General features: G+C 44.7%; 23 protein-coding genes, 1 tRNA gene and 1 riboswitch. Of the genes, 19 read left to right on the plus strand and 5 right to left on the minus strand.

The features are described from left to right. Positions 1 to 245: 245 nt before the first annotated feature. Positions 246 to 328, plus strand: a tRNA-Leu gene (locus V6W81_RS06635). 79 nt (positions 329 to 407) lie between these two features. Here the strand turns inward: V6W81_RS06635 and V6W81_RS06640 are convergent. Both V6W81_RS06640 and V6W81_RS06645 read right to left on the minus strand, forming a co-directional pair. Next, a complete protein-coding gene (locus tag V6W81_RS06640; RefSeq protein WP_338542198.1) occupies positions 408 to 596 on the minus strand; it encodes a hypothetical protein in 189 nt (62 codons plus the stop codon). A 148-nt stretch (positions 597 to 744) separates the two neighbouring features. Further along, positions 745 to 1,224, minus strand: a complete 480-nt coding sequence (locus V6W81_RS06645) for a glutathione peroxidase (RefSeq protein ID WP_145050530.1) — start codon at positions 1,222 to 1,224, stop codon at positions 745 to 747. A 391-nt stretch (positions 1,225 to 1,615) separates the two neighbouring features. Next, positions 1,616 to 1,792: riboswitch (cyclic di-AMP (ydaO/yuaA leader) on the plus strand. Between the two features lie 115 nt (positions 1,793 to 1,907). Between V6W81_RS06645 and V6W81_RS06650 the strand changes: the two genes are divergently transcribed. Continuing rightward, positions 1,908 to 2,306: a hypothetical protein gene (locus V6W81_RS06650; protein ID WP_235540704.1), complete on the plus strand. Its 399-nt coding sequence runs from the start codon at positions 1,908 to 1,910 to the stop codon at positions 2,304 to 2,306. Between the two features lie 165 nt (positions 2,307 to 2,471). Then, on the plus strand, positions 2,472 to 3,155 hold the full coding sequence (locus tag V6W81_RS06655) for an HAD family hydrolase (RefSeq protein WP_056699594.1): 684 nt from the start codon (positions 2,472 to 2,474) through the stop codon (positions 3,153 to 3,155). 131 nt (positions 3,156 to 3,286) lie between these two features. On the opposite strand, the gene V6W81_RS06660 is transcribed toward V6W81_RS06655, so the two are convergent. Continuing rightward, positions 3,287 to 4,582 (minus strand): Nramp family divalent metal transporter, encoded by a 1,296-nt coding sequence (locus V6W81_RS06660; RefSeq protein ID WP_239290803.1) that lies wholly within the window; start codon positions 4,580 to 4,582, stop codon positions 3,287 to 3,289. Positions 4,583 to 4,979: 397 nt separating this feature from the next. Here V6W81_RS06660 and V6W81_RS06665 point away from each other — a divergent pair, with 397 nt between their 5' ends. From V6W81_RS06665 to V6W81_RS06740, 16 genes are all read left to right on the plus strand, one after another. Beyond that, positions 4,980 to 5,399, plus strand: a complete 420-nt coding sequence (locus V6W81_RS06665; protein ID WP_056699592.1) for an organic hydroperoxide resistance protein — start codon at positions 4,980 to 4,982, stop codon at positions 5,397 to 5,399. A 234-nt stretch (positions 5,400 to 5,633) separates the two neighbouring features. Then, positions 5,634 to 5,879, plus strand: coding sequence for a zinc ribbon domain-containing protein (locus tag V6W81_RS06670; RefSeq protein ID WP_145050536.1), 246 nt, complete (start codon positions 5,634 to 5,636; stop codon positions 5,877 to 5,879). Between the two features lie 153 nt (positions 5,880 to 6,032). Further along, entirely contained in the window at positions 6,033 to 6,323 is a 291-nt protein-coding gene (locus V6W81_RS06675; RefSeq protein WP_128100775.1) for a hypothetical protein, read from the plus strand. 206 nt (positions 6,324 to 6,529) lie between these two features. Beyond that, entirely contained in the window at positions 6,530 to 6,958 is a 429-nt protein-coding gene (locus V6W81_RS06680; RefSeq protein ID WP_145050539.1) for a thiol-disulfide oxidoreductase DCC family protein, read from the plus strand. Between the two features lie 284 nt (positions 6,959 to 7,242). Further along, on the plus strand, positions 7,243 to 8,121 hold the full coding sequence (locus V6W81_RS06685; RefSeq protein WP_145050543.1) for a DUF6612 family protein: 879 nt from the start codon (positions 7,243 to 7,245) through the stop codon (positions 8,119 to 8,121). A gap of 236 nt (positions 8,122 to 8,357) precedes the next feature. Continuing rightward, a complete protein-coding gene (locus V6W81_RS06690) occupies positions 8,358 to 8,741 on the plus strand; it encodes a VOC family protein (RefSeq protein ID WP_056699563.1) in 384 nt (127 codons plus the stop codon). A gap of 215 nt (positions 8,742 to 8,956) precedes the next feature. Beyond that, on the plus strand, positions 8,957 to 10,174 hold the full coding sequence (locus V6W81_RS06695; RefSeq protein ID WP_338542201.1) for a hypothetical protein: 1,218 nt from the start codon (positions 8,957 to 8,959) through the stop codon (positions 10,172 to 10,174). Beyond that, positions 10,174 to 11,490, plus strand: coding sequence for a CpaF family protein (locus tag V6W81_RS06700; protein ID WP_338542203.1), 1,317 nt, complete (start codon positions 10,174 to 10,176; stop codon positions 11,488 to 11,490). The genes V6W81_RS06695 and V6W81_RS06700 overlap by 1 nt, the downstream gene beginning before the upstream one ends. Positions 11,491 to 11,521: 31 nt before the next feature. Next, positions 11,522 to 12,283, plus strand: a complete 762-nt coding sequence (locus V6W81_RS06705) for a type II secretion system F family protein (RefSeq protein ID WP_338542204.1) — start codon at positions 11,522 to 11,524, stop codon at positions 12,281 to 12,283. Between the two features lie 63 nt (positions 12,284 to 12,346). Further along, on the plus strand, positions 12,347 to 13,216 hold the full coding sequence (locus V6W81_RS06710; RefSeq protein WP_145050556.1) for a type II secretion system F family protein: 870 nt from the start codon (positions 12,347 to 12,349) through the stop codon (positions 13,214 to 13,216). An 11-nt stretch (positions 13,217 to 13,227) separates the two neighbouring features. After that, a complete protein-coding gene (locus tag V6W81_RS06715) occupies positions 13,228 to 13,419 on the plus strand; it encodes a Flp1 family type IVb pilin (protein ID WP_145050559.1) in 192 nt (63 codons plus the stop codon). Continuing rightward, positions 13,400 to 14,077, plus strand: a complete 678-nt coding sequence (locus V6W81_RS06720; RefSeq protein WP_338543958.1) for a TadE family protein — start codon at positions 13,400 to 13,402, stop codon at positions 14,075 to 14,077. Before V6W81_RS06715 ends, V6W81_RS06720 begins: the two co-directional genes overlap by 20 nt. A 91-nt stretch (positions 14,078 to 14,168) precedes the next feature. Then, positions 14,169 to 16,286 carry a hypothetical protein gene (locus V6W81_RS06725; protein ID WP_338542206.1) on the plus strand — a complete coding sequence of 706 codons (2,118 nt, stop codon included), beginning with the start codon at positions 14,169 to 14,171 and terminating at the stop codon, positions 16,284 to 16,286. A gap of 29 nt (positions 16,287 to 16,315) precedes the next feature. Beyond that, positions 16,316 to 17,383, plus strand: a complete 1,068-nt coding sequence (locus tag V6W81_RS06730; protein ID WP_338542207.1) for a TadE/TadG family type IV pilus assembly protein — start codon at positions 16,316 to 16,318, stop codon at positions 17,381 to 17,383. A gap of 64 nt (positions 17,384 to 17,447) precedes the next feature. After that, positions 17,448 to 17,957 carry an A24 family peptidase gene (locus V6W81_RS06735; protein WP_338542208.1) on the plus strand — a complete coding sequence of 170 codons (510 nt, stop codon included), beginning with the start codon at positions 17,448 to 17,450 and terminating at the stop codon, positions 17,955 to 17,957. Between the two features lie 86 nt (positions 17,958 to 18,043). After that, a complete protein-coding gene (locus tag V6W81_RS06740; protein WP_338542210.1) occupies positions 18,044 to 19,867 on the plus strand; it encodes a DUF6382 domain-containing protein in 1,824 nt (607 codons plus the stop codon). Here V6W81_RS06740 and V6W81_RS06745 read toward each other — a convergent pair. Both V6W81_RS06745 and V6W81_RS06750 read right to left on the minus strand, forming a co-directional pair. Then, the gene (locus V6W81_RS06745) at positions 19,856 to 20,767 is read right to left on the minus strand and encodes a TIGR01777 family oxidoreductase (protein WP_338542211.1); all 912 of its coding nucleotides are present in this window, start codon (positions 20,765 to 20,767) and stop codon (positions 19,856 to 19,858) included. The genes V6W81_RS06740 and V6W81_RS06745 overlap by 12 nt on opposite strands. 209 nt (positions 20,768 to 20,976) lie before the next feature. After that, on the minus strand, positions 20,977 to 21,447 hold the full coding sequence (locus tag V6W81_RS06750) for a DUF2621 family protein (protein WP_338542212.1): 471 nt from the start codon (positions 21,445 to 21,447) through the stop codon (positions 20,977 to 20,979). Between the last annotated feature and the right edge of the window lie 62 nt (positions 21,448 to 21,509).

Raw genomic sequence — 21,509 nt, forward strand, 5'->3', positions numbered from 1 at the left:
TCATTGGAAGAGAAGTAGTAAAAGTAATATTAGTGATTATTCCATTGGCTTGCTCATTGAAGCTTATCAAGGGTAAATGAACTACAAAAATAGGTCGAACTCAAGGATATGCAACTGCTGTGGAAATATGACGATTCATGCAGGTAGAGGGGGAATTATCGTGTGAAAAAGCTGAATTTAAAAAGTACTTTACTTTTATAATGAAACCCGGTATAATCATTTTTGTTGCCGATAATTTACGACATGCGGTCGTGGTGGAATGGCAGACACGCTATCTTGAGGGGGTAGTGGGCGTATGCCCGTGGAGGTTCGAGTCCTCTCGACCGCATCATAATGCAAGACAGAAGAAGCTTCCGAACTCGGAAGCTTCTTTTTTTGTTTCTACCGTTTTTATTTTATTCTAATCATTAAGCCCGACCGATTTGAAGTAAACGTACGATTTCGCCATCGATAAGCTCTCTACTTACTTGGATGAATCCTAACGATTCATATAACGTCCCGGCGATTCGATTGTCTGGTCGATGTCCAATCATAATCCTTGTACCATTAGAATTACGTCTACTTCTCCGAAACATTGCAGTAAGTACTTTTTTCATACCACATCACTCCTCTCAACAGAACACTCTAATGTATATCCTGGGCCCTTATGCCAAAATAAGCTCGTGAGTGCAAAAAAAAGCCACCGACTAGAGAATTCCTGCTTAAAGCTGTGGTCTCCGGTTAGATGGCTGTTGGTTGTTCAATTTATTTTTTTAGTAATTTCTCGATGTCAGCTTCGATCTGATCAGGAGTTGTTTTGGGTGCGTAACGCTTTACGACACGTCCGTCTTGATCCACTAGGAATTTAGTGAAATTCCATTTGATTGCTTTGGAGCCGAGTAGGCCTGGAGCCTCTTTGGTGAGATGCTGGAACAGGGGGTGAGCGTTCGATCCGTTGACATCGATCTTCTCGAACATCGGGAAGCTTACACCATAGTTCATTTGACAGAACTCAGCAATATCATCGGATGAGCCTTTTTCCTGTGCAAACTGATTGCTCGGGAATCCGAGAACTTCAAAATTGCGATCTTTGAATTTATTGTACAGCTCTTGCAGCCCTTCGAATTGTGGTGTCAATCCACACTTACTAGCTGTATTCACAATAAGCAGCACTTTGTTTCGGTATTGAGACATTTCTTGTTCTTGGCCTCGAAGGGTATTAACTTTGTATTCATAAACGGTCATGAAAATCGCCTCCTATATCGAATGAATGATTCCTTTTTCGTATATATCTATTATATTGGTTACAATTAAATAATGCAAAACTAATATTGGATAATTATAGTTTTAGCTCTTTTTGAGCTTGAATTGGTCTTCATATGGACGAATAGGTAGAAGATTTTTGTGATCACGAGAATTAGAGAGCTTAGGGGAGATGGATGAAGCAAAAATATGTTGTAAGCGATATCATTGGGTTGAAACGGCATAAATCCGTCGATTCGGTGATCTATGTACACTTTACATCAACATGACCTCGGTGTATGATTCATATCGTAATTTCTAATTTAATTTCTATTGTACATGAAAAAACGAAACAAACGATAATATCGATCTAATCAGTAATGATGTAAGAACGATGTTTTAATCGCTGAGTTTCCATTCATTCATGGGTGGAAAACGGGGGAACCAACAGGATGCGCTGTTCTAGGACGGTATGGATCCATGGGGTGAATTTTCCGGTAACAGCCGGAAATAGGGCGACTCTCGCGCCCGAATCCGTCAGCTAACCTCGTAAGCGTTAAAGGGAGAGGCAACAAGCCGTACGCTGGTTCATGGTGTTTTTGCCATGGATTCTTTAAGAAGCGTCCGGGAGGCCTTGGTCCCCCACGCTTCTTTTTTGTTGTCTTTTCACGCTAAGGGAGGAACGAATGATGGATAATGAGATGATTTTAGTAACTGCTCCGAACGAAGCGGGGCGCAAATTTATCAAACTATTGATGTACAAAAAAATGCCGTTTGCCGTTCTGACCAACAGTGCAGGGGAAGAGCGGAAACTCCGGAAGTTCGGGGTAGAGCATGTCATTCGCATGAACACGGCTGCGGCAGAGAAATGGTTTTTACCTCAGAGTAGTGTAGGTAATGTTTTTATTTTTGAGAATAGTCTGAACTTGACCTGCCGTTATTTGCAGATCTGTCGTTCGTGGACATCTAAGTCGCTGTGTGTGATTACAGAACAGAGCCATCCAAAAGGAATTTATCGAGGCATGGGTGCCGATCGGATTGTCTATTCATTAAACGGAGAAGTGGGCTTCCTGCTTAACGGTTGATGCTGCAACCGATGATTGCTCCCTTGTCAGGTGCCTGATATAATTGAACGAATAGATCATTAAACTTATGAACAAAGGGTAAACGGAATTTTGAGGAGACTCATGCATGAAGTGGGTCTTCTTTTTTATTGTTTAGGGGATGTAGCAAGATAAGGAGGAATAGTTGTGCCAGATGTACGTGGGTTAAAATGGTTGTTCTTCGATGTAGGAGATACGCTAGTGGACGAATGGGAGCCTGTAGACGATATTATCGGTCAGTTCGTGAGAGAAGCCTGTGCACTTGGATATCCGGTGCAGATCGAGACTGTACGGGAGATATTTGTCACCTGTTACCGAAACTACGAGGCATGGCCAATGAAAGTGGCGATACGTACGTTGATTAGCGATGAACAGCATAGAGAGCAGATCCAGGCTAAATTAAAGTTTCGTAAAGAGCTTGAGCAACCCTATGCGTGTGCTGGTTCAGTGCTGAAATCACTGTCACGATATTATCGAATTGGCATCATTGCTAATCAGAGTCCGGGTACGGAGGAACGGTTAGAGCGTTACGGCTTGCGTAAGTATGTGAATGTACTTGCTTGTTCTGCTGAAGAAGGAGTGTCTAAGCCTGATCGTGAACTGTATGCAGTGGCATTGAAGCAGGCGGGATGCAAGGCTGAGGAAGCAGTTATGATCGGAGATCGCATCGATAATGACATCGTTCCGGCGAAGAAGCTGGGAATGCGAACGATACGCATTTTACAGGGGTATGGACGGTTCCAGCCTGAGCTTGAAGATCAGGATCACCCGGATTGGACAATTGATAATTTAGAGCAGCTTCTTCCTTTGCTTTTACCAGATCAAGACTAGGAGATACATACTCCAAAATAAGATTTATGCTGATGACCCTACTGGAGCATATCGTTCTAGAAAAGGATAAATAAGAGCCGACCATTTCAAGTGAACGTTTCACTTGGATGAGTCGGCTCTTTTTATTTGAATTAAAACAGCGCGATGGTCTGAATAATGAGATACACATTCAGGACAACGATGACTGCAGCGATGATCCAGGACGTAATTTTCAACCACAGTTTGTTAGCGAATGCACCCATACTCTTCTTATCACTTGTAAACATGACCAGCGGAATAACCGCAAAAGGAAGCTGTAAGGAAAGTACAACTTGGCTTAGGATCAGAAGTTCCTCTGTTCCATGCTCTCCTGCAATAGCGGTCACAATGACGGCAGGAATGATTGCAATCAGGCGAGTGACTAGACGTCGCAGCCATGCAGGAATTCGAATGTTGAGGAACCCTTCCATAACAATCTGTCCGGCCAGAGTGCCAGTGAGTGTCGAGTTTTGACCTGATGCCAATAGAGCAACGCCGAACAGAACACTTGCAACAGTGGTACCGAGCAGGGGTGTGAGCAGATGGTAAGCATCTGCAATCTCGGCAACCTGTGTCATACCAGCACTATGGAATACTGCCGCAGATACGATCAAGATCGCTGCGTTGATGAACAGCGCGAGTGTAAGTGCAATCGTGGAATCCATCGTTGTATAACGAATGGCTTCTTTTTTACCCTGCGGTGTCTGTTCGATCTGACGTGTCTGCACAATGGAGGAATGCAGATACAAGTTATGCGGCATGACGGTAGCTCCAATAATACCAATCGCGATGTAGAGCATCGCCGGATTCTGTAGAATTTCAGTGCTAGGTACAAAACCGTGAAGCACTCCGCCCATATCGGGTTTTGCTAAAAATAGATCAATACCGAAACAAAGGGCGATAGTCGCCATAAGCACAATTACAAGGGTTTCGAGCGCCCGGAAGCCTTTATTCTGTAACACTAAGATTAATAGTACGTCCACAGCTGTAATAATCACGCCATATAACATCGGAATGTTGAACAGCAGCTTCAAGGCAATAGCGGAACCAATAACTTCCGCGAGATCGGTGGCTGCAATGGCAAGTTCGCAGAGTACCCAGAGCATAATAACCACCGGCATACTGAAGCGTTCACGACAGGCTTGAGCTAGATCGCGTCCTGTGACGATCCCGAGCTTACCCGCGAGTGATTGCAGCACAACAGCCATCAGGTTCGAGATTAGAATAACGGACAGTAGTGTATAACCAAACTGTGAACCACCTGCGATATCTGTTGCCCAGTTGCCGGGGTCCATATATCCGACAGCTACCAAGTAGCCCGGGCCAACAAAGGCGAGGAACTTTTTCCACCAAGCTGCGTTCTGAGGAACCTTCATGGAGCTATGAGCTTCCCCGAGGGAAGGAGCCATCCCAGCCGTGGATAACGATTCTCTGGAAGGCGTGTTAAACGGATTTCTTTTACTCATACAATAATCACCTGACTTTGCAATAATAATGAGACAATATGCGATATGTGATATATCTAAATTTTTATGTTTATTCTTACATTGTACTCCTTCAATAATTTTTGTCTAGTGCAACTTTTATGTACCGGCACAAAAATAAGACGATATTTTCAACGTGTTCCTCCGTATATTACCCATTGATCAAAAAAATACAGCCTCTGAGCGTTATCTGCATGAAAATGAGAAAGATGTACAAGCTGAATATGAATCCAACATATGAATCCAATATGCGTTTCAAAATGAGCCAGAAGTTTAAAATGAATTGTAGGCAACAAAAAAACAAAGTGAAGGAGAGATTCTAATGGAAGCTTTATATACAGCAACAGCAACGGTTAAAGGTGGACGTACAGGCTCAGTAACTTCTTCGGACGGCGTACTTCAGCATGATCTGAAAATGCCTAAAGAGCTGGGTGGCTCTGGCGGTGAGGGAACGAACCCTGAACAACTCTTTGCAGCCGGATATGGGGCATGTTACGAGAGTGCACTAGCTAACGTAGCGCGCAAAGCGGGTGTGAAGCTGGAGAATGTCGTTGTAACAAGTAATGTATCCATTGGTAAAGACCCTGCGGATGATGGATTCCAACTGTCTGTGCGTCTCGATGTAAGTATGCCGGGAGTGGATCATAGTCAAGCAGAGGATCTCGCTCGCAAAGCTCATGATTTCTGCCCTTACTCCAAAGCGACTCGTGGCAATATTGACGTTGTATTGAATGTAGTATAACCACTACTTATTAGGAAAAGAATTGATTTATAGAGACAGATAACCTCGATATCTGTTGCATAAGACAAGCCCTGCTGGTAATCGGCAGGGTTTTCAATTTCAGAACCTTTCTGCACAATCTCTTTCATTAAATTAACGGATGGTGCAGGAGATTATAGGGTCAGGAGCGTACTCTTTTACATAAATTATACTCTTAATTCATGTGAGCTATCCTAAAAAAGGGGGAACGCAAAAATGAGTATTGAAGAGATGATCGAACGTCGGTTTGTATGTACAAAATGCCGAGGAACCGATTGTGATATTAAGGAAGTGTCGATGTCGGGAGCGGGTTTAAGCAAAGTATTTGATATTCAGCATAATCATTATTTGTTCATCACGTGTACTTCCTGTGGGTATGTAGAGGTGTTTAACCCGGATGTGCTCAAGGGAAAAAAACAAGGACAGGTAGGGACGATTCTGGATATTTTGTTTGGAGGTTAAGATCACAAAAAGGTTGATTGTAGGGAAGTGTTCCGGAATATTCCAGTTCAGGCGTAGCTACTTGAGTTGACATGGGCCTAAAATTTCTTTAATATGACTTAGTACTGAGAAGTATCATTGCATGAACCAAATTTGAATTGACAGGTGATATCCATGTCTTATAGACCGAAAATTGCACAATTGCAAGTAGCTAGCCAAAACGAAAAAGACGGATTGTATGAGTTTACAGTAAAACTCGAAGATGGTACACATTGTCGTGTGTTCTACTCCCGTTCCCCAGAATGGAAGTTGACTCATATCAGTCGTCTGCAAAAAACACCTTGTCCAGTATGCCGCAAAGATTTCATTTGTAAATGTATGGATCAGTGGTCAGAAGATCTGCATCACCAAATGATCGATGAGCAATGGGTGGACAAAGGACTTGCTGAAGTAACTCAAAACTAATATCGTCTGATTTCGGGTGAATCACCCAGACAGATACGAGCGTAGGCACCGAGCCTGCGCTCTTTTTCTATTGTTTTATTCCTTCATTGAAGGTGTTAGGTTTGAATTTGTGCGACTTAGTGTTGCTAGATTTAGGGTACAGCCTAGTTGAACATAGTCTAAGATGGGTAAATTACTCTGACAATCAACTTGAGGAGGCCTCCATTATGACAGCTAATGACATCGATCAGCATCAAGGACACCCTATTGTGCTCGTGGACGGCGTATGCCATTTCTGCCAGGGCATTACCAAATGGATTATTAAGCGTGATCCAGAAGGCAAATATCATTTTGCATCACTGCAGTCCGATATTGCAAAGGAATTACTGCGGAAGGGTAATCTTTCGCCAGATCAGATGGATACATTTGTACTTATTGAAGACGGCGTTTATTATACGCGCTCTACAGCAGCGCTTCGTTTAGCCAAAGGTCTCAAGTTCCCATACCCCTTGTTATACGGGTTAATCATTGTTCCCAAATTCATACGTAATGCTGTATATAATCTGGTTGCTCGCAATCGTTATAAGTGGTTTGGTAAGGATGAGGCTTGTATGTTGCCGACACCAGAGATCAAAGAACGTTTTTTAGAAATGTAGTTTAAAAAATTGCTTTTGATTACGAATGATGCCTCTGGGCTTCATCAGCATCCAATATGGAATTCAGCCGAAATAAGCGGGGTGCTTACGAAGCTTGTTTCCTTCGGAAACATGTAGTTGCTCACGTAGCTCTATCTACGCTCCGCTACTCCATTTCTAGTTTCACCCCATCTTCTCGGTACTGAAAACCAATTTTTTTAAACGGGGGTATTTATAATCTATGATTAATAACGGGAAAAACTGGGTAATAAATAAGGATTATATTTATTTGGGAGGAAATCAACTTGAAGAAGTGGACTACATTAATTATCGGGGCGTTATTATCAATCAGCTTGGCTGCATGCGGAAACGATACAGATAACAGTGCTGCAACGCCGCCAGCAAACAACGAATCAACCAATGAAGCAACGAACGAAGGTACAGCAACTGAACAACAGGAGACGGCAGCAATCCCTACGCTCGACGAATTAATTAACAAAACAAATGAAGCAACCAAAGCGATGAAGAGCTTCACAACGGATGCAAATATCGACCAAAATCTGAAGCTTGAGGCTGGTGACCAGTCCCAGGATCAAGAGGTTAAAACCTCGTTGAAGATGGATATCATTAAAGATCCAATGATGATCTATCAAGAGATGAAGGTCGAAATGGCTGGACAGGAAGCACAGAATGTGAAGCAATATATTACTTCGGATAATATCTATTCACAAGTTGGCGATCAGTGGGTTACGATTCCTGAAGATCAAACCAAGGAACTGATCGAGCAGATGCAAGCTAGTATGAATCCGGAAGCGGAACTGGAGCAATTCAAAAAAATCGCTGAAGATACGAAGATTACAGAAGAGGGCGACAATTATGTGATCAACGCAGACGTATCGGGCGATAATGTGAAAGAATTAGCCAAATCCGTCATGGAACAAAATGGATCAGATGCTCAGACTCAAGCGATGCTGGAGCAAATGAACATTACGAGCATGAAGATGAAGTATATGGTTAACAAAGAGACATATCTGCCTGCAGCTACCGATGTAACTATGGTAATGGAGATGGAGCAGAATGGACAAAAAGTAACCATGGATATGAAGATGAACTCAACCTTCTCCAATCATGACCAAGTAGAAGAGATCAAGGTTCCACAAGAAGCATTAGATAGCGCGAAGTAAGCTAGCTAGATGCGAATTGGTGAGTAACCGTTATCTCTGAACTACACGGTTATACATCAAAGGCATGTCTTAACACAGTTCTGTGTGTAAACATTATGTTTGCACACGCTGTGTAAGGCATGTTTTTTTGTTTATGTCTATCTTTTCTAGTCATGGATCAGAGAAGTATAGTAGAATTTATGTAAACGTTTAACGTGAACTAGCCTGGACAGTATCTCAAGAGAGGGGATTCAGTAATGATTCAATATGCACATTTACATCATGTCAGTCTGGCTGTACGTGATCTGGAGATTGCGAAGCAATTTTACTCCGGACTACTGCAGATGCAGGAGATTGAACGTCCGCCTTTTCGTTCTACAGGCATATGGTACGCCATTGGAAGTCAGCAGCTGCATTTGCTCCAGCATCCAGAAGGGCATACGCTGCGTGAAGCGGGGATTGATACGACGGATGGGCATTTTGCCATCTGGGTTACAAGCTATCAGGAAACAATAGACTGGCTCACGAAGCAAGGCATTGAATACGAAGCGAGACCGGATAGTGTGGCTGGCTTTGCACAGATTTTTGTGCTTGATCCGGATCGTAACATTATTGAATTTGGCGCGTTATATAATTCCTAATATGGATCATCGGATAGATGTCTGCAACGAGTGCGTGAGGTTTAGGTGAATTAGGCCATAGGCTCATTTGTATAAATCTCTTGCTCCCCCAGAAATTGTATGATATATTATCCATACATTCATAGCACGTGACGGAAGCACCGTCCATATGCTGCATGCACATGCAGTCATTGGACGGTGCTTTTTTGTGCTTTTTTTGCGGGGAGGGGAGTACATTGATTGTTCTGAAAGTAGTGCTTGCTTCAAAAGATCGAGAGTATATCAGCGCCTGGTTAGATTTTGCACAGGGGGGCTCAGCAGGCTCAGGTTTGCGATTTACGGCTTTTTCACAATGGGAGCCATTCAGGGAGCATATGCAACAGGGGGAGCGAGAGATACCCGATCTGGTCATTGCGGAGCCGGAGCTGCTGAACGCCTGGCTTAGTAGTGGTGGTGATACCTCGGGTATACCATGGTTAATGCTAAGTGAGGGGAATGATGAGGTGCAGGAGGATAAACAGTTGATGAAATATCAACCTCTGCCCTCTTTGCTAGATGCGGTAATGAACGCATGCCGTCAGCCACGTCGTAAGAAAGCGCATCGACCCGGTCAGGACACCCTTTCCATTGGAGTCATATCTGCTTCAGGTGGAAGTGGGAAGACAGCAGTTGCTCTGCATATGGCGAAGCAGTTAGGACTCGCTGGATATGCTGTGCTCTACCTTAATCTGGAGACATTAGACAGTACGCAACCCTTCCTTGAGAAGGGTCTAACTCGAGGCCTACAGCGTCAGCCTGATGCCGAAACGGGGTTGTCTCGACTGTTATACGATCTGAAAGTGAGCCGGAAAGAAACAGGAAAAGCAGTACAATCCCCATCACCGTCCAAAGGTGTAGATCATTATGTGCTCCGTCATGAGGGATTGAAGTCCGATGTATTCTGGCCTCTATCCAATCGCAAAGAGTTGTTGCAAATGTCCAAGGACGACACAGCGAATCTCATTCAACACCTGATCCAATGTAGACAATACGACGTGATTATTCTAGATGGAGATTCAGGTTGGGATGGACGCAGTGAAGGGATCATCGAAACAGCAGATTCATTCGTATGGCTCATAGAGGATGAACTTGCTGCGATGCATCGCTGGGGGCAATGGATACAGTACGCTGAACGGGTGAAGCCGAACTGGATTGATAGTGTAATGGATCGTGCACGATTCGTGGTGAACAAGTATCGGGACAGTGTTGTGAATGCAACGCCCAGACCTGATCTGCATCTGGATGCCGTATTACCCTACATTCCATCCTGGAGGCAGATTAGTCAGGAAGAAGTACTGCTTAGCTCACCGATCTTTCAGCGAGAAGTGAAAAGGCTGTGCGCACTGCTGATGCAGAATGGGGACGAAGAACTAACGCAGACAGGTCGAATTCACCAGGGAATGGGAGGACGCTAATGACAGACTCATCCCTCAATAATCTGAACCGGGAAGAATTGTTCCAGCATATGCGCCAGGAAGTAAGAGCTGGACTGGATCTGACCTCATCTGCAGGAGACGAGGAGTTGTGGCAGGGTATTGAGCGGAAAGTGCTCTCTGATCCGAACCTGCATGACCTGACATCTGGAGAGCGACATACGTTGGTACAACGGCTATATGACTCTTTCCGTGGGCTAGATATATTACAGCCGCTTGTGGATCATCCCGATATTACGGAAATTATGATTAATAGCCATAGGGAGATATTTGTAGAGCAAGCAGGTGAAGTTAGCCGAATTACACTTGAATTCGAATCCAAGGAACGGCTAGAGGATATTATTCAGATGATCGTGTCTGGGGTAAACCGAATTGTTAACGAGTCTTCTCCAATCGTTGATGCCAGGCTTAAGGATGGTTCACGTGTCAATATCGTATTGCCGCCCATCGCATTGAAAGGGCCTACGATGACGATTCGTAAATTTCCGAGTGAACCGCTGACGATGTTGGATCTAATTCAGAAGGGCGCCCTGCATGAAGAGGCGGCTGAATTGTTACAACAGTTGGTACGTAGTAAACACAATATTTTTATTGGGGGCGGTACGGGTTCAGGGAAAACGACGTTCCTTAATGCATTATCTCAGTTCATTCCGGCTGATGAGCGGATTATTACGATTGAAGATTCGGCAGAGCTACAGATCGTGACTGTACCTAACCTTGTATCTATGGAGACACGTAATGCCAACACCGAAGGTAAGGGTGAAATATCGATTCGGGATTTAATCAAGTCTTCGCTACGGATGAGACCTAATCGTATTGTCATTGGTGAGGTTCGGGGTGCAGAGGCTTTAGATATGTTGCAAGCCATGAATACAGGACATGATGGTAGCTTGAGCACTGGGCATGCCAATAATATACGCGATATGATCAGCAGGCTGGAAACGATGGTTCTTAGTGGTGCAGATCTTCCGATCGCTGTTGTGCGGCAGCAGATTAGCTCAGCAATTGATATCTTTGTACATCTGTCCAGGCTACGTGATCGATCACGTAGAGTAACTGAAATTAGTGAGGTTATAGGTATAGAGAACGGGGAAGTGTTGCTTAACCCTTTGTTTCGTTTCCAGGAGCAAGAAGAACGTGAAGGTAAGATCATCGGGGGACTGATACAGGTTGGCATGCTGAGTCGAATCGACAAAATTCAGATGGCTGGCTTGGGGGATTGGTTTGAAGAATACATAGAACGAACAAAGGAAAACCATTCGCTGAAAATTGAATTTGCGGATAACAACGTTAATTAGATATTCGATATTGTTTGGAAGGTGATTAGTTTTGGCGGAAGCTAGACAAGCATTGACTGATTACACCGTATTCACGCTATCCCGGAGACAGCGATTTACCTGCATGTTGATCAGTGGATTGTTATTTTTCGGTATCGGGATTCTATTCTATCATCACTGGTTGGTTGGCGTCATCTTAGCTACAGGGTGTATCTGGGTGCCTAAACATTGGACTAAGGTGTTGTTGGAACGAAGGAGAACAACGCTCAGTCTACATTTCAAACAGGCATTATATGCATTGTCTTCTGCGCTGGCTGCCGGAAAATCGGTTGAGAATGGATTTAAGGAATCCGTTGAAGATTTACGTATGTTAAACCCTGAAGCAGATACGGATCTTATTCGGGAATTTACTATTCTTCGGACACGGATGGAGTATGGACAGCCTATTGAGGAAGCGTTGCAGGATTTTTCTGATCGGGCGCAGGTTGAGGACATTACTAATTTTGCCGACGTGTTTATTACTTGCAAACGTACAGGTGGTGACCTAGTCGAGGTTGTCCGGCGAACGTCTTCGGTAATCGGAGAAAAGCTAGATATTCAGCAGGATATTATGGTTGCCATAGCACAGAAAAAGTTCGAATCCAAGGCGATGTTTGCCGCACCATTTATATTTCTTATTTTTCTTAATTTGACTGCAAAGGATTTTATGGAACCTCTATATAGCGGCATGGGATATCTAATCTCCACAGGTGCTTTAGCACTGCTTGCCTGCTGTTATCTATGGATTACACGAATTATGGATATCAAAGTATAGGGGTTGAAACTTTTGATTACGAGGGCTGGCTGAACACGGACTACATGATAAGGAGTTGAAACGATGCTACTTCCCGTCATATTCGGAGGAATGCTCGGGATTGGATGGCTGATACTGGATCGTACCCAAGGACAGACCTACCGCCATTTACGCAAGCTGGAGATGGAAGGATTACGATTCAAGAAACTGCACGCTCCATTCTTGTTTCTATTGGATAAGTTTGAGGTGGGACGTCGATTGCCTGTTGTGATGTTCCGTATGCAGCATGCCATTCAGAAGATGTATGGCATACAGCACAGTGGAGAGAAAACGTTGCTCTATAGTGCTGAGATGCTGACGTATACCTGGCTGATGTTGTTGGTGGGGTGTTTGTTGTCCCTTGTTGGGGATATAGGCATTGGTGGATTGGCAGGCGGTATAGTACTCGGTGCTCTCCTACCATTTGCACTATATAAGGATCTCAGCAGTAAGGTGCAACGCAGAGATCAGGATATTTTGGTGGAATTACCGGAGCTACTGAATCGAATTGTTTTATTGGTTGGTGCTGGAGAGACGGTACAGCGTGCCATTATGCATTGTGTTGCCAGTCAGGGGGAACGAGATCATCCATTATATAACGAACTGCGGAAGACAGCCCACGACTTGCATAACGGTTATTCGTTTCAACAGTCGTTCGAGCAGTTCAGCCGGCGCTGTGGCGTACAGGAAGTAACGATTTTCACAACAACCGTGTTACTTAATTTCCGGCGTGGGGGAGGTGACTTTGTATTGGCGCTGCGGGATCTTTCGCATGTGTTGTGGGAGAAACGTAAGGCTGTTAGTCGGGCGAAGGGGGAACAGGCTTCTTCCAAACTTGTGTTTCCAATGGTACTGATCTTTTTTACGATCGTTGTGATGATTGGGGCACCTGCTTTTATGATGATGAATATGTAGGAGGAATTGGGATGCTGGAATTAATAAATAGCAAGGTTAATGGATTTTGGAAGGAAGAGGATGGGCTGGGTACGTTAGAACTCATCTTGATTATCGGCGTTATTATCATCATTGCATTGATATTCAAAGATAAAATATCTGAATTGGTCAAAGACCTTCTTGGCAAGGTGGATACCAAAAGTGATGAATTCTTCCCAGGATAACCGGAGGAATAAGGAGGAGGGGAGCTTCACGATTGAAGCCTCCCTAGTCTTCCCAGTTGTGTTGTTTACGCTTGTTATCCTGCTTTTCTTCAGCATGTATATGTATCAAAAAACGTTCTTGAATCAGCATGCATATGCTGCATCCGAGCGAGCCGCTTACAGCTGGGATAATAGTCATAAGCAAGCGATGACCGGAGAGTTTGCAACGGGGGAGTACGACAACCTGTACTGGAGATTAAAGGATGACCAATTGCTCGGTGCACTATTTGGGTGGGCAGGAGCTGACAATCAAGTTACGGTTTCGGTGCCGGCCGGTGAAGGTGGTAGCTTATCTGAACAAAAGTTATCTCAAGCAGTTCAAGGCATGCCCACGGCTATGAATGGAACGATTGAATACCAGAATACGCTGATCCAGCGTAAGGTAACGACCAAGCTTGAACAGATGATATCTCTGCCGCTACCTTCTTTTTTGTTCGATTCAGGTAACAACGTGTTTACAACTGCATCATCTGAGGTGGTTGAGCCGGTAGAGTTCATTCGAACGGTAGATTTAATTCGTTATTATGGAGCCAAGTTCAAAGGCAAAGGTGGAACCGGAGATAGCAACGCTGCGGAAGCGGGTCAAGTCGTGCAATATTTTGGGAACCGTAAAAAGTGACAGAAGGAGGGGGGGGACGCTGTTTAGAAAAAAAGATGGTGAAGCGGGAGCCGTAACACTTTTTTTAATATTAATTTTGGCAGGCGTGTATATGTTTGTTGCTGTGTTCATTGATTATGCTCGCATAGCTGCTTTCAAAGTGCAGGCTGAACGTATGACACATGCTGCTCTAAGGTCTGTCATGTCGGCATATGACCCATCACTGCGCGAATATGGATTATTCGCTTATGGAGATAGTAGCAGCGAAGCAATTATGGCTAAGGTGCTGAATGACAGTGTGAAGCCATCTGCGGTGAAGGATGGTTTTCCGATTCTTGATATCCAGTGGGATACAACATCTTTAAGTATGGATCGGGAATTAGGTAAATACGAGATATTCAACCGTCAGATTCAAGAAGATATGAAATATCGAGCACCTGTCGACTTTACCCTTGAAGTGGTCAATCGTTTCAAGCCAATGTCAGAGGACTTGAAGGAAGCAGCACATACAGTGGATTTGCTCAAAAAATTGCAGAAGCTATATGACAAGCGAGAAAAATTGTTAGATGAAGCGATTGAGAATCAGACAGAATCGGCGGAAAAGCTGAAAAATCTTCCGGATCTGATCATGAAGCCGCCTTCGTCTGCCATATATGATGAGATGCTAAGAGAAGCACCAGAGACTGCTGCTGAAGCTGCAGCCCGTTACGCTGATTATCTTAATAAAAAGCAAATCGACGAGGGTCTGCCCTTCACCCAGCAAATGTACATAGTAGAACTGGGTCGTTATCAAACAGGGGTCGGCAAGGTCGCGACAGGTATAAGCATGACTATTCAGCCTGCTTATCAGACGCATCAGACCAAACTGGAGGAAGCGCAGGCCAAGATCGAAGAGGCTCGCCAGATTAACGAAGAGATGAAGCGAGTTATAGCTGAGGGAGAGAATCGTTCACAGAATGCCAGCTACGATAACGTAGGTAATTCAACGCTGCCTGGCGCGAGCCCTTCATCTGCTGGACGAGGTGACGAGGCCAGAAGTACACGTTCCCTTGCTTCTGAACTTGTGAGAGCTGATTCTTTATTCGATCAATTGAATGCGCGAGTTCGTTCACAGACGTCAGATTTCAGTCACGTTCGAACGGATAGTATGGAACTCAATATGCAGCTTCATAGTGTCACGGCTGTAAACGGTGTGGCAATTAAACCCGCAGTTACACAAGCAAGTCGGACTACAGAGCAGTATATGAATACCTACGTACGCAGCGGCTCGTCAAACGTCATTATGCAAAGTAAAAAGCAGCTTGAAGAGGGTCGAGGCTCGGATGCTCAGCGTAAAGCGAACGACAAAGAATCGAAAGGCAAGCTAAAGGAAGTTAAACGTATGTTGTCACAGATTGAAAAGGGCAGTTCAGGATCGAAGGAAGCATTCAAGCAATTAGAGACGTACTACAACGCAAATATTGCTTTTAATGAGGCGAGTCGTGAAGAGGCTAAAAAAGCTGAAATTGATGGAGATCCTTACGATTCTGGCGGCAATGCCATGAACGGGATGGACAGTTTGTTTGGTGGGATGTCAGGACTACTGGACAGCCTCGGGGATGAGTTATTCCAAAATGAGTATGCGCTGGCCTATTTCAATTCGGTGGATTTTGGACAACTGTTTAGTTGGACTGAGGGCAGTGGAGATGCAGGTGATGTCTTTAAGCTTGAGAATCAAGAGCTGGAGTATATCGTTTACGGTTTCCATAATCCTTCAGGTAACATTGCGGCTGCATATGCTGAGATCTTTGGAATGCGACTGGCAATTCGCACGGCGGAAGGTTTAGTGAAGAATAGCAAATTAGGCAACCCGCTTCTGGTACTCTCCGCAGCTATTTTATATGGAATTACACATGCGATTGCAGACATGGTGGCTCTTGCCAAAGAGGGTAGCGTAGAATTGTCCGATTATATCAAAGTCAAATTGACATACCGCGATCATCTCAGGCTGTTTCTGCTAATGCATAGCAATAATGAACGGAAAATGTCCCGGATGCTTGCGCTGATCAGGATGAATACGGGTGTGAACCCAGACGAGAAGCAGACCTATGCGTCTAGCACGATACGAAGCAGCATCAAATTATGGTTCCTGCCTGGCGTCGCCAAAAGTATAGGTGCGGTATTAGGCAGTGCAGATGAGGTTGAGGATGGACGACTTTTCATTGATCGGAAGGCGGATTATTCCTACTGAATAATGAGGTTCGTTCTGGTGGAGGGAATATGGATAAGCACTATCAGCAGTATCAACAGCAGGCTCAGCAAGAGAGAATGTTGGAACGATTGCAGGCACGCCTAACACAGATCAACAGACTAGAGCGTTTGAAAAATTTAAAATCGTTGAGAGAGCGTAGCCATTCTCTGAAAAAGGAACAGGGTAGCATCGTGCTGGAAGCTTCGTTAGTGTTACCTGTATTTTTGTTCTTTGTCATGTTTCTGATCTACATTGTGCAAATGACACTAATATCTACTGCGCTACAAAGTACAGCAGGCGAAGCCGTGAAACAGCTCTCTACCAAGATCTATCCCGTATCTCTTGTATTTACCCCTTCTGATTCAGCTGGCAGCGGAAGCAGTGATTCCGGTACTGGTTGGAAAACACCTGAGTTATCCCTCACAGAGTGGGCAGAAGGGTATGCATCTTCGCTACCTGAGCCCCTTAGTGACTGGGTACGGGCAGCAGCAGCTCGAGGGGAGCAGCCTTTGCAGGAGATCAAAACATCTGTACTAGAAGCTGTACTTGACCCAGTTGTAAAGCCGCTGCTTAAACCCTTCATGAATACTTCTCTACTGGATTATGAACGAGTACATGTGAATGGGGTGTCTATCCCTAATCTTAAAAACAAGACCAATCCGTATTTCAGACTTGAGTTAAGTTATGATTTGCCTCTCAAGGTACCTTTTCTCGGCAAATCGCTACGCATTCAGGCTTCTGCCGCAGAACGATTATGGATTGGAGATACAGGAGAGGGCACTGACGGTAGTGGAAATGGCACAGATTCAACAGGTTCTGTTACGGTGTTGTCCAAGCCAGAGCCTGCATACATAGGCAATAATGCCATGATTAAGGTTAAGGTCGAGCCTGGAACCACGGCGAATCTGACGATCTTTTACAAGTCGGGGGAAAGTACAGCCAAGCACATTGGTTGGGCAACTGCAGATGAGAACGGCGAGATTCAGTGGGAATGGTTTGTTGGGACACGTACAACGGAAGGCACGTGGACGTTTGTTGTAGAGACAGCGGATGGTGTTGTGATGGAAACGGCGTTCGATGTTGCCTCAAGAAAGTAAAAGAAGTGAGTGTTCAAGAAATCGGTTTTCTTCAGTACCACTCTAGAAGGGAGGAGAGTCAGAAGTGACATGGTTCTCTATGATATGTGGTATCTATGTACTCGCTGCTTTTGTTACAGACGTACGTTCAATGAAAATTCCTAATCGGCTGACGTTGCCTGTAACAGCAGCAGGGCTCTTAGCGCATACGATCTGGCAGGGATGGGAAGGGTTCATATTTTCAGTAACAGGCTTTGGTGTATGTTTTGGAATTATGTTTCTAATGTATGCACTTGGAGCTGTTGGTGCGGGAGATGTCAAGTTATTTGGCGGCATTGGAGCATGGACAGGGCTTATGTTTGGCATTCAAGTATTGGTCTATTCCATTTTGTATGCTGGCGCAATTGGATTGATCATCCTGTTGTTCCGCAGAGATTTTGCCAAACGAATTCGTGCCATGGCAAGTGGGCTTGCAGGCTTCTTCATGCTTGGTTCGCTCCAACTGGTTAGTCAAGATAAGACATTAAAGTTTCCGTTTATGCTGGCTGTTTTACCTGGGTTTATCAGTGTCTATGTGTACATGAATGCAATATAAATTGGATTAAATTTATCTAGTATAGGAAAGAGAGGATCGGTATGTATGGATTAACAAGGGATTTTATCCGCAACGGAGGAGCCTTTATGGTTCTGGAGAAACCGGGAGGCTTGAAAATGGAGAACCTGAGCCGAGTTCAGACGGGCATGCTCACTGCCAATTCGATTCCACGGTTACTACCAATCCACATTCGTGAAGTGGACAGCACGGTGACGTTACAGTATGACATCTCAGGCTACAAAATGCTGTCCCAGGTGCTGAAGTCGAGCAAGATTGAGATGGTTGTACTATATGGTTTATTGTATCAGCTTGCGGACACCTTTACTGAATGTCGCCAATATATGCTAGAGTCACGTAAATTGATGCTGCAAGAAGAATATATTTTCGTAAATGGATCGCTTGATCAGGGTGAGCTTGGTTTAGTCTACGTACCTCTCATGGATACGCCAGAAGTGGATTCTACACCTCTACATTTTCGTGAACTGGTCATTCGACTAATGGCACATACGAAGGAATTACAAGGACAAGGGATTCAGCGTGTGTTGCAGTTATGCGATACGGAACAATGGGATATTCAGAAATTACGAGAGTTGTTGATAGAGCTGTATGCAGATGAACAAAAAGGTTCAAATAACGCTAAGTTTCTATCTTCACGGTCAACTGGAGACGGGGGGGTCGTCGTTAAGGACACACAATTAACAGGTAATCCAGCTTTAGAAGAGGTTCGAATAGGTCAGCCACAATTGAGTAGTCGGGAGTCATACTCGCCGCAGCACGTACCGTATGAATCGGAACCTCAGCTCCATTGGCGTCAACAGTCTAAGACTCCTGAAGAAAAGGAGCTGGATATCGTGAACCGGGCAATGCCTAGCTCTTCAACTATACGTGCCCAACGAGATATACCACCTCAGTCTCGATTCGGTAATGAGCAATCATTGGCACGTTCGAATAACGCGTCAGTACAAGGTGATATGTATGATGAACCATTGGACGATGAAGCCGAGAAGAAAGCTGCCTCTTCCAAAGTAACTTATATCCTGTTGGGCTGTATGGTGGGCATGGCATTGGTATGGAGATTCATCTACATGGAGCAGCCAGGTGAGACACCAATGATCCTGTCTGCTGCATTGAGTGCTGTATTGCTTGCTATTGCGGCATGGGCATGGTTCAGCAAAGGAAAATTTAATACATCAAAACGCAACACGAAGCGCAACAATGCAGATCAGAAACAGAACTCATATTCTTTCTCGTCGGATTCCGATTCGAATGCTATGGAGACTTCGACCGATAAAAAATCTACCTTTTTTGGGTTAGGCAAGAAACGCCCTAAAGAAGAGGATGAGATGTTTCAGGAGAACTGGCGTTGGAACGCTCCAGCACCGGCAGTTGAACAAGCTTCCACTGCACCTGGTTACGTAGGTCAAGGTATGAACACTCGTTTTCAAGATTTACATACGGAAACGCATAATAATCTGACTCCGCAGGCTACACCTATCGCTCCATCAACTTCTGAATTAGCACGTTATCATGTGGCAACAGAGCCAACGGTTAATTTGCAGAATGTCGGAGGTGGGGAACAAGCACTAGCGGGCACAGCTACGCCTTCATATTATCTGGAACGCCGTTCAGCGACGGGTGAGCGTAATGAACGAATGGATGTAAGCGGAGCTTCGTTTGTGATCGGTAGATCAGCAGAGATGGTGCAGTGGGTCGATACAGCAACCGGTGTGTCCCGTGCTCATGTGGAATTGAGCCGGAACAAAACGGGCTATGTGATCAAGGATTTGGGGTCTGTCAATGGCACGATTCTTCAAGGCAATCCACTTGCCCCGTACAAAGAATACCCGTTGCAGGATGGAGATACGTTTACGTTAGCTGATTCAGCATATACCTATCGATCAGTCGGATAAGTCTCGATGCTTCAGGTCTTCTAACGCTTTAGTTAGTGTAGGGAATGTAAATTCGAACCCGTGATCTAGAGCTTTTTGAGGAATCACGCGCTGTCCTTGCAGCAGCACTACCGAGAGTTCACCTACCAAAGCCTTGATGAGGAACCCAGGTACGGGGAACCAATGCGGGCGATGGTACACCTTCCCGACAACGCGCCCAAACTCGTCATTTGTTACAGGGTTAGGCGATGACGCATTCACCGGCCCTGAGATGTCTTTGTTCTGGATCGTAAATTCAATAAGCCGCACGATATCCATAATGTGGATCCAACTGGTCCACTGCTTGCCGCTGCCGATTCTACCTCCAACCCCTAACATGTATGGCAATTTCATGAGGGGGAAAGCTCCTCTTTTATGACCGAGGACAAGACTTACCCGGATCTTCACAAGTCGTACATCTTGGATGGCATCGGCTGCTATTTCCCATTGTTCAGATACACGGGATGGAAAATTCATTGATTTTTGCGGACTGCTCTCATCAAAGGTCTCGGTTGGAGACGTTCCGTAGATCGCCATCGCAGATGCTTGAACGACGACTTCCGGTTTGTTCTCCAGGGACTTTACGAGCTTGGCTACACGAGCAACGGTCGTTACTCTCGATTCCACAATTTCTAATTTCGCCTTGGTTGTCCAGCGCTGATTCAGTGTCTCTCCAGCAAGGTTCACCAAGGCATCCATTCCTTCTAACAAATGAGGCTGCTCCTCGGCTTGCTCCCAAGAAATGTATGTAAGATTCTCACTAGGGTTATGAAGGTCGGGCAGTTTGCGTGTAATGATTTTCACATGGTATCCGGCCTGCAACCAATAATCGACAAGGGCCCCTCCGACAAATCCGGTTCCTCCACAAATAGCAATTTTCATGCAAAATTACCCTCCTCTATATCATTATGCTGATAATTACCCTGACGAACGATCAACAAACAGCCCCGACTGGTAAGCAATGCCTCAAATGGGTCTTACCTGACGGAGCTTTGTGAAAATAAGATCCTAATTTAGTTAAGTGAAAATATCAATTAAGATTTGAAGTATAACGATATAATCAATACTCGTTTAATTTCTTATTTAATTATTTATTTGTTTATTAGATGTTTATAAGGCATGTAATCAATTTTATTTTTCTCTAGGAATTTCACGAGGAACTTATTATCACGCTTCGGGGTGGCAATAATGTATCCTTTGATGCAATGATCTCTTGAAACTTCTGTAGCTTGATCTTCTACAGCGATTCTACCAATTTCAGCAGCGATGGAATGTTTGGCGATATCACGAAAAGGACCCGGAACAGGTTCCACCAGTTGATCCAAAAAAGCCTTGGCTTCGTCCGTCCATAAGTGACGACTTGTCTCGACCCAATGATTCTGCCAATCTAGCTTGGACTTCCCGTCTGCCTTAGGGAGAACCTTTAGGAACTTGTGCATCATAAAAAATCCGCCAATGCACATACTGCCGAGCAAGACAAATGTCCAGAACGCCATGGTGTTCATAAACCAATTGCTGGGTGAACTGCTGGCCAGCGTCAAAGCATAGGAATCGAAAATCATTGCGGAGTCACCTCGGTTCATTGATTTTCACGGATAGACGAAATCCGTCTGCCCATGTTCCA

The organism is Paenibacillus tundrae (assembly GCF_036884255.1).
GTDB lineage: Bacteria > Bacillota > Bacilli > Paenibacillales > Paenibacillaceae > Paenibacillus.

Bases quoted from the DNA above. Each gene is read 5' to 3' on its own strand.
- V6W81_RS06640 (WP_338542198.1), bottom strand. From the start codon at position 596: ATGAAAAAAGTACTTACTGCAATGTTTCGGAGAAGTAGACGTAATTCT.
- V6W81_RS06645 (WP_145050530.1), bottom strand. From the start codon at position 1,224: ATGACCGTTTATGAATACAAAGTTAATACCCTTCGAGGCCAAGAACAA.
- V6W81_RS06650 (WP_235540704.1), top strand. From the start codon at position 1,908: ATGATGGATAATGAGATGATTTTAGTAACTGCTCCGAACGAAGCGGGG.
- V6W81_RS06660 (WP_239290803.1), bottom strand. From the start codon at position 4,582: ATGGCTCCTTCCCTCGGGGAAGCTCATAGCTCCATGAAGGTTCCTCAG.
- V6W81_RS06665 (WP_056699592.1), top strand. From the start codon at position 4,980: ATGGAAGCTTTATATACAGCAACAGCAACGGTTAAAGGTGGACGTACA.
- V6W81_RS06670 (WP_145050536.1), top strand. From the start codon at position 5,634: ATGAGTATTGAAGAGATGATCGAACGTCGGTTTGTATGTACAAAATGC.
- V6W81_RS06675 (WP_128100775.1), top strand. From the start codon at position 6,033: ATGTCTTATAGACCGAAAATTGCACAATTGCAAGTAGCTAGCCAAAAC.
- V6W81_RS06680 (WP_145050539.1), top strand. From the start codon at position 6,530: ATGACAGCTAATGACATCGATCAGCATCAAGGACACCCTATTGTGCTC.
- V6W81_RS06690 (WP_056699563.1), top strand. From the start codon at position 8,358: ATGATTCAATATGCACATTTACATCATGTCAGTCTGGCTGTACGTGAT.
- V6W81_RS06700 (WP_338542203.1), top strand. From the start codon at position 10,174: ATGACAGACTCATCCCTCAATAATCTGAACCGGGAAGAATTGTTCCAG.
- V6W81_RS06710 (WP_145050556.1), top strand. From the start codon at position 12,347: ATGCTACTTCCCGTCATATTCGGAGGAATGCTCGGGATTGGATGGCTG.
- V6W81_RS06715 (WP_145050559.1), top strand. From the start codon at position 13,228: ATGCTGGAATTAATAAATAGCAAGGTTAATGGATTTTGGAAGGAAGAG.
- V6W81_RS06720 (WP_338543958.1), top strand. From the start codon at position 13,400: ATGAATTCTTCCCAGGATAACCGGAGGAATAAGGAGGAGGGGAGCTTC.
- V6W81_RS06725 (WP_338542206.1), top strand. From the start codon at position 14,169: ATGTTTGTTGCTGTGTTCATTGATTATGCTCGCATAGCTGCTTTCAAA.
- V6W81_RS06730 (WP_338542207.1), top strand. From the start codon at position 16,316: ATGGATAAGCACTATCAGCAGTATCAACAGCAGGCTCAGCAAGAGAGA.
- V6W81_RS06740 (WP_338542210.1), top strand. From the start codon at position 18,044: ATGGTTCTGGAGAAACCGGGAGGCTTGAAAATGGAGAACCTGAGCCGA.
- V6W81_RS06745 (WP_338542211.1), bottom strand. From the start codon at position 20,767: ATGAAAATTGCTATTTGTGGAGGAACCGGATTTGTCGGAGGGGCCCTT.
- V6W81_RS06750 (WP_338542212.1), bottom strand. From the start codon at position 21,447: ATGATTTTCGATTCCTATGCTTTGACGCTGGCCAGCAGTTCACCCAGC.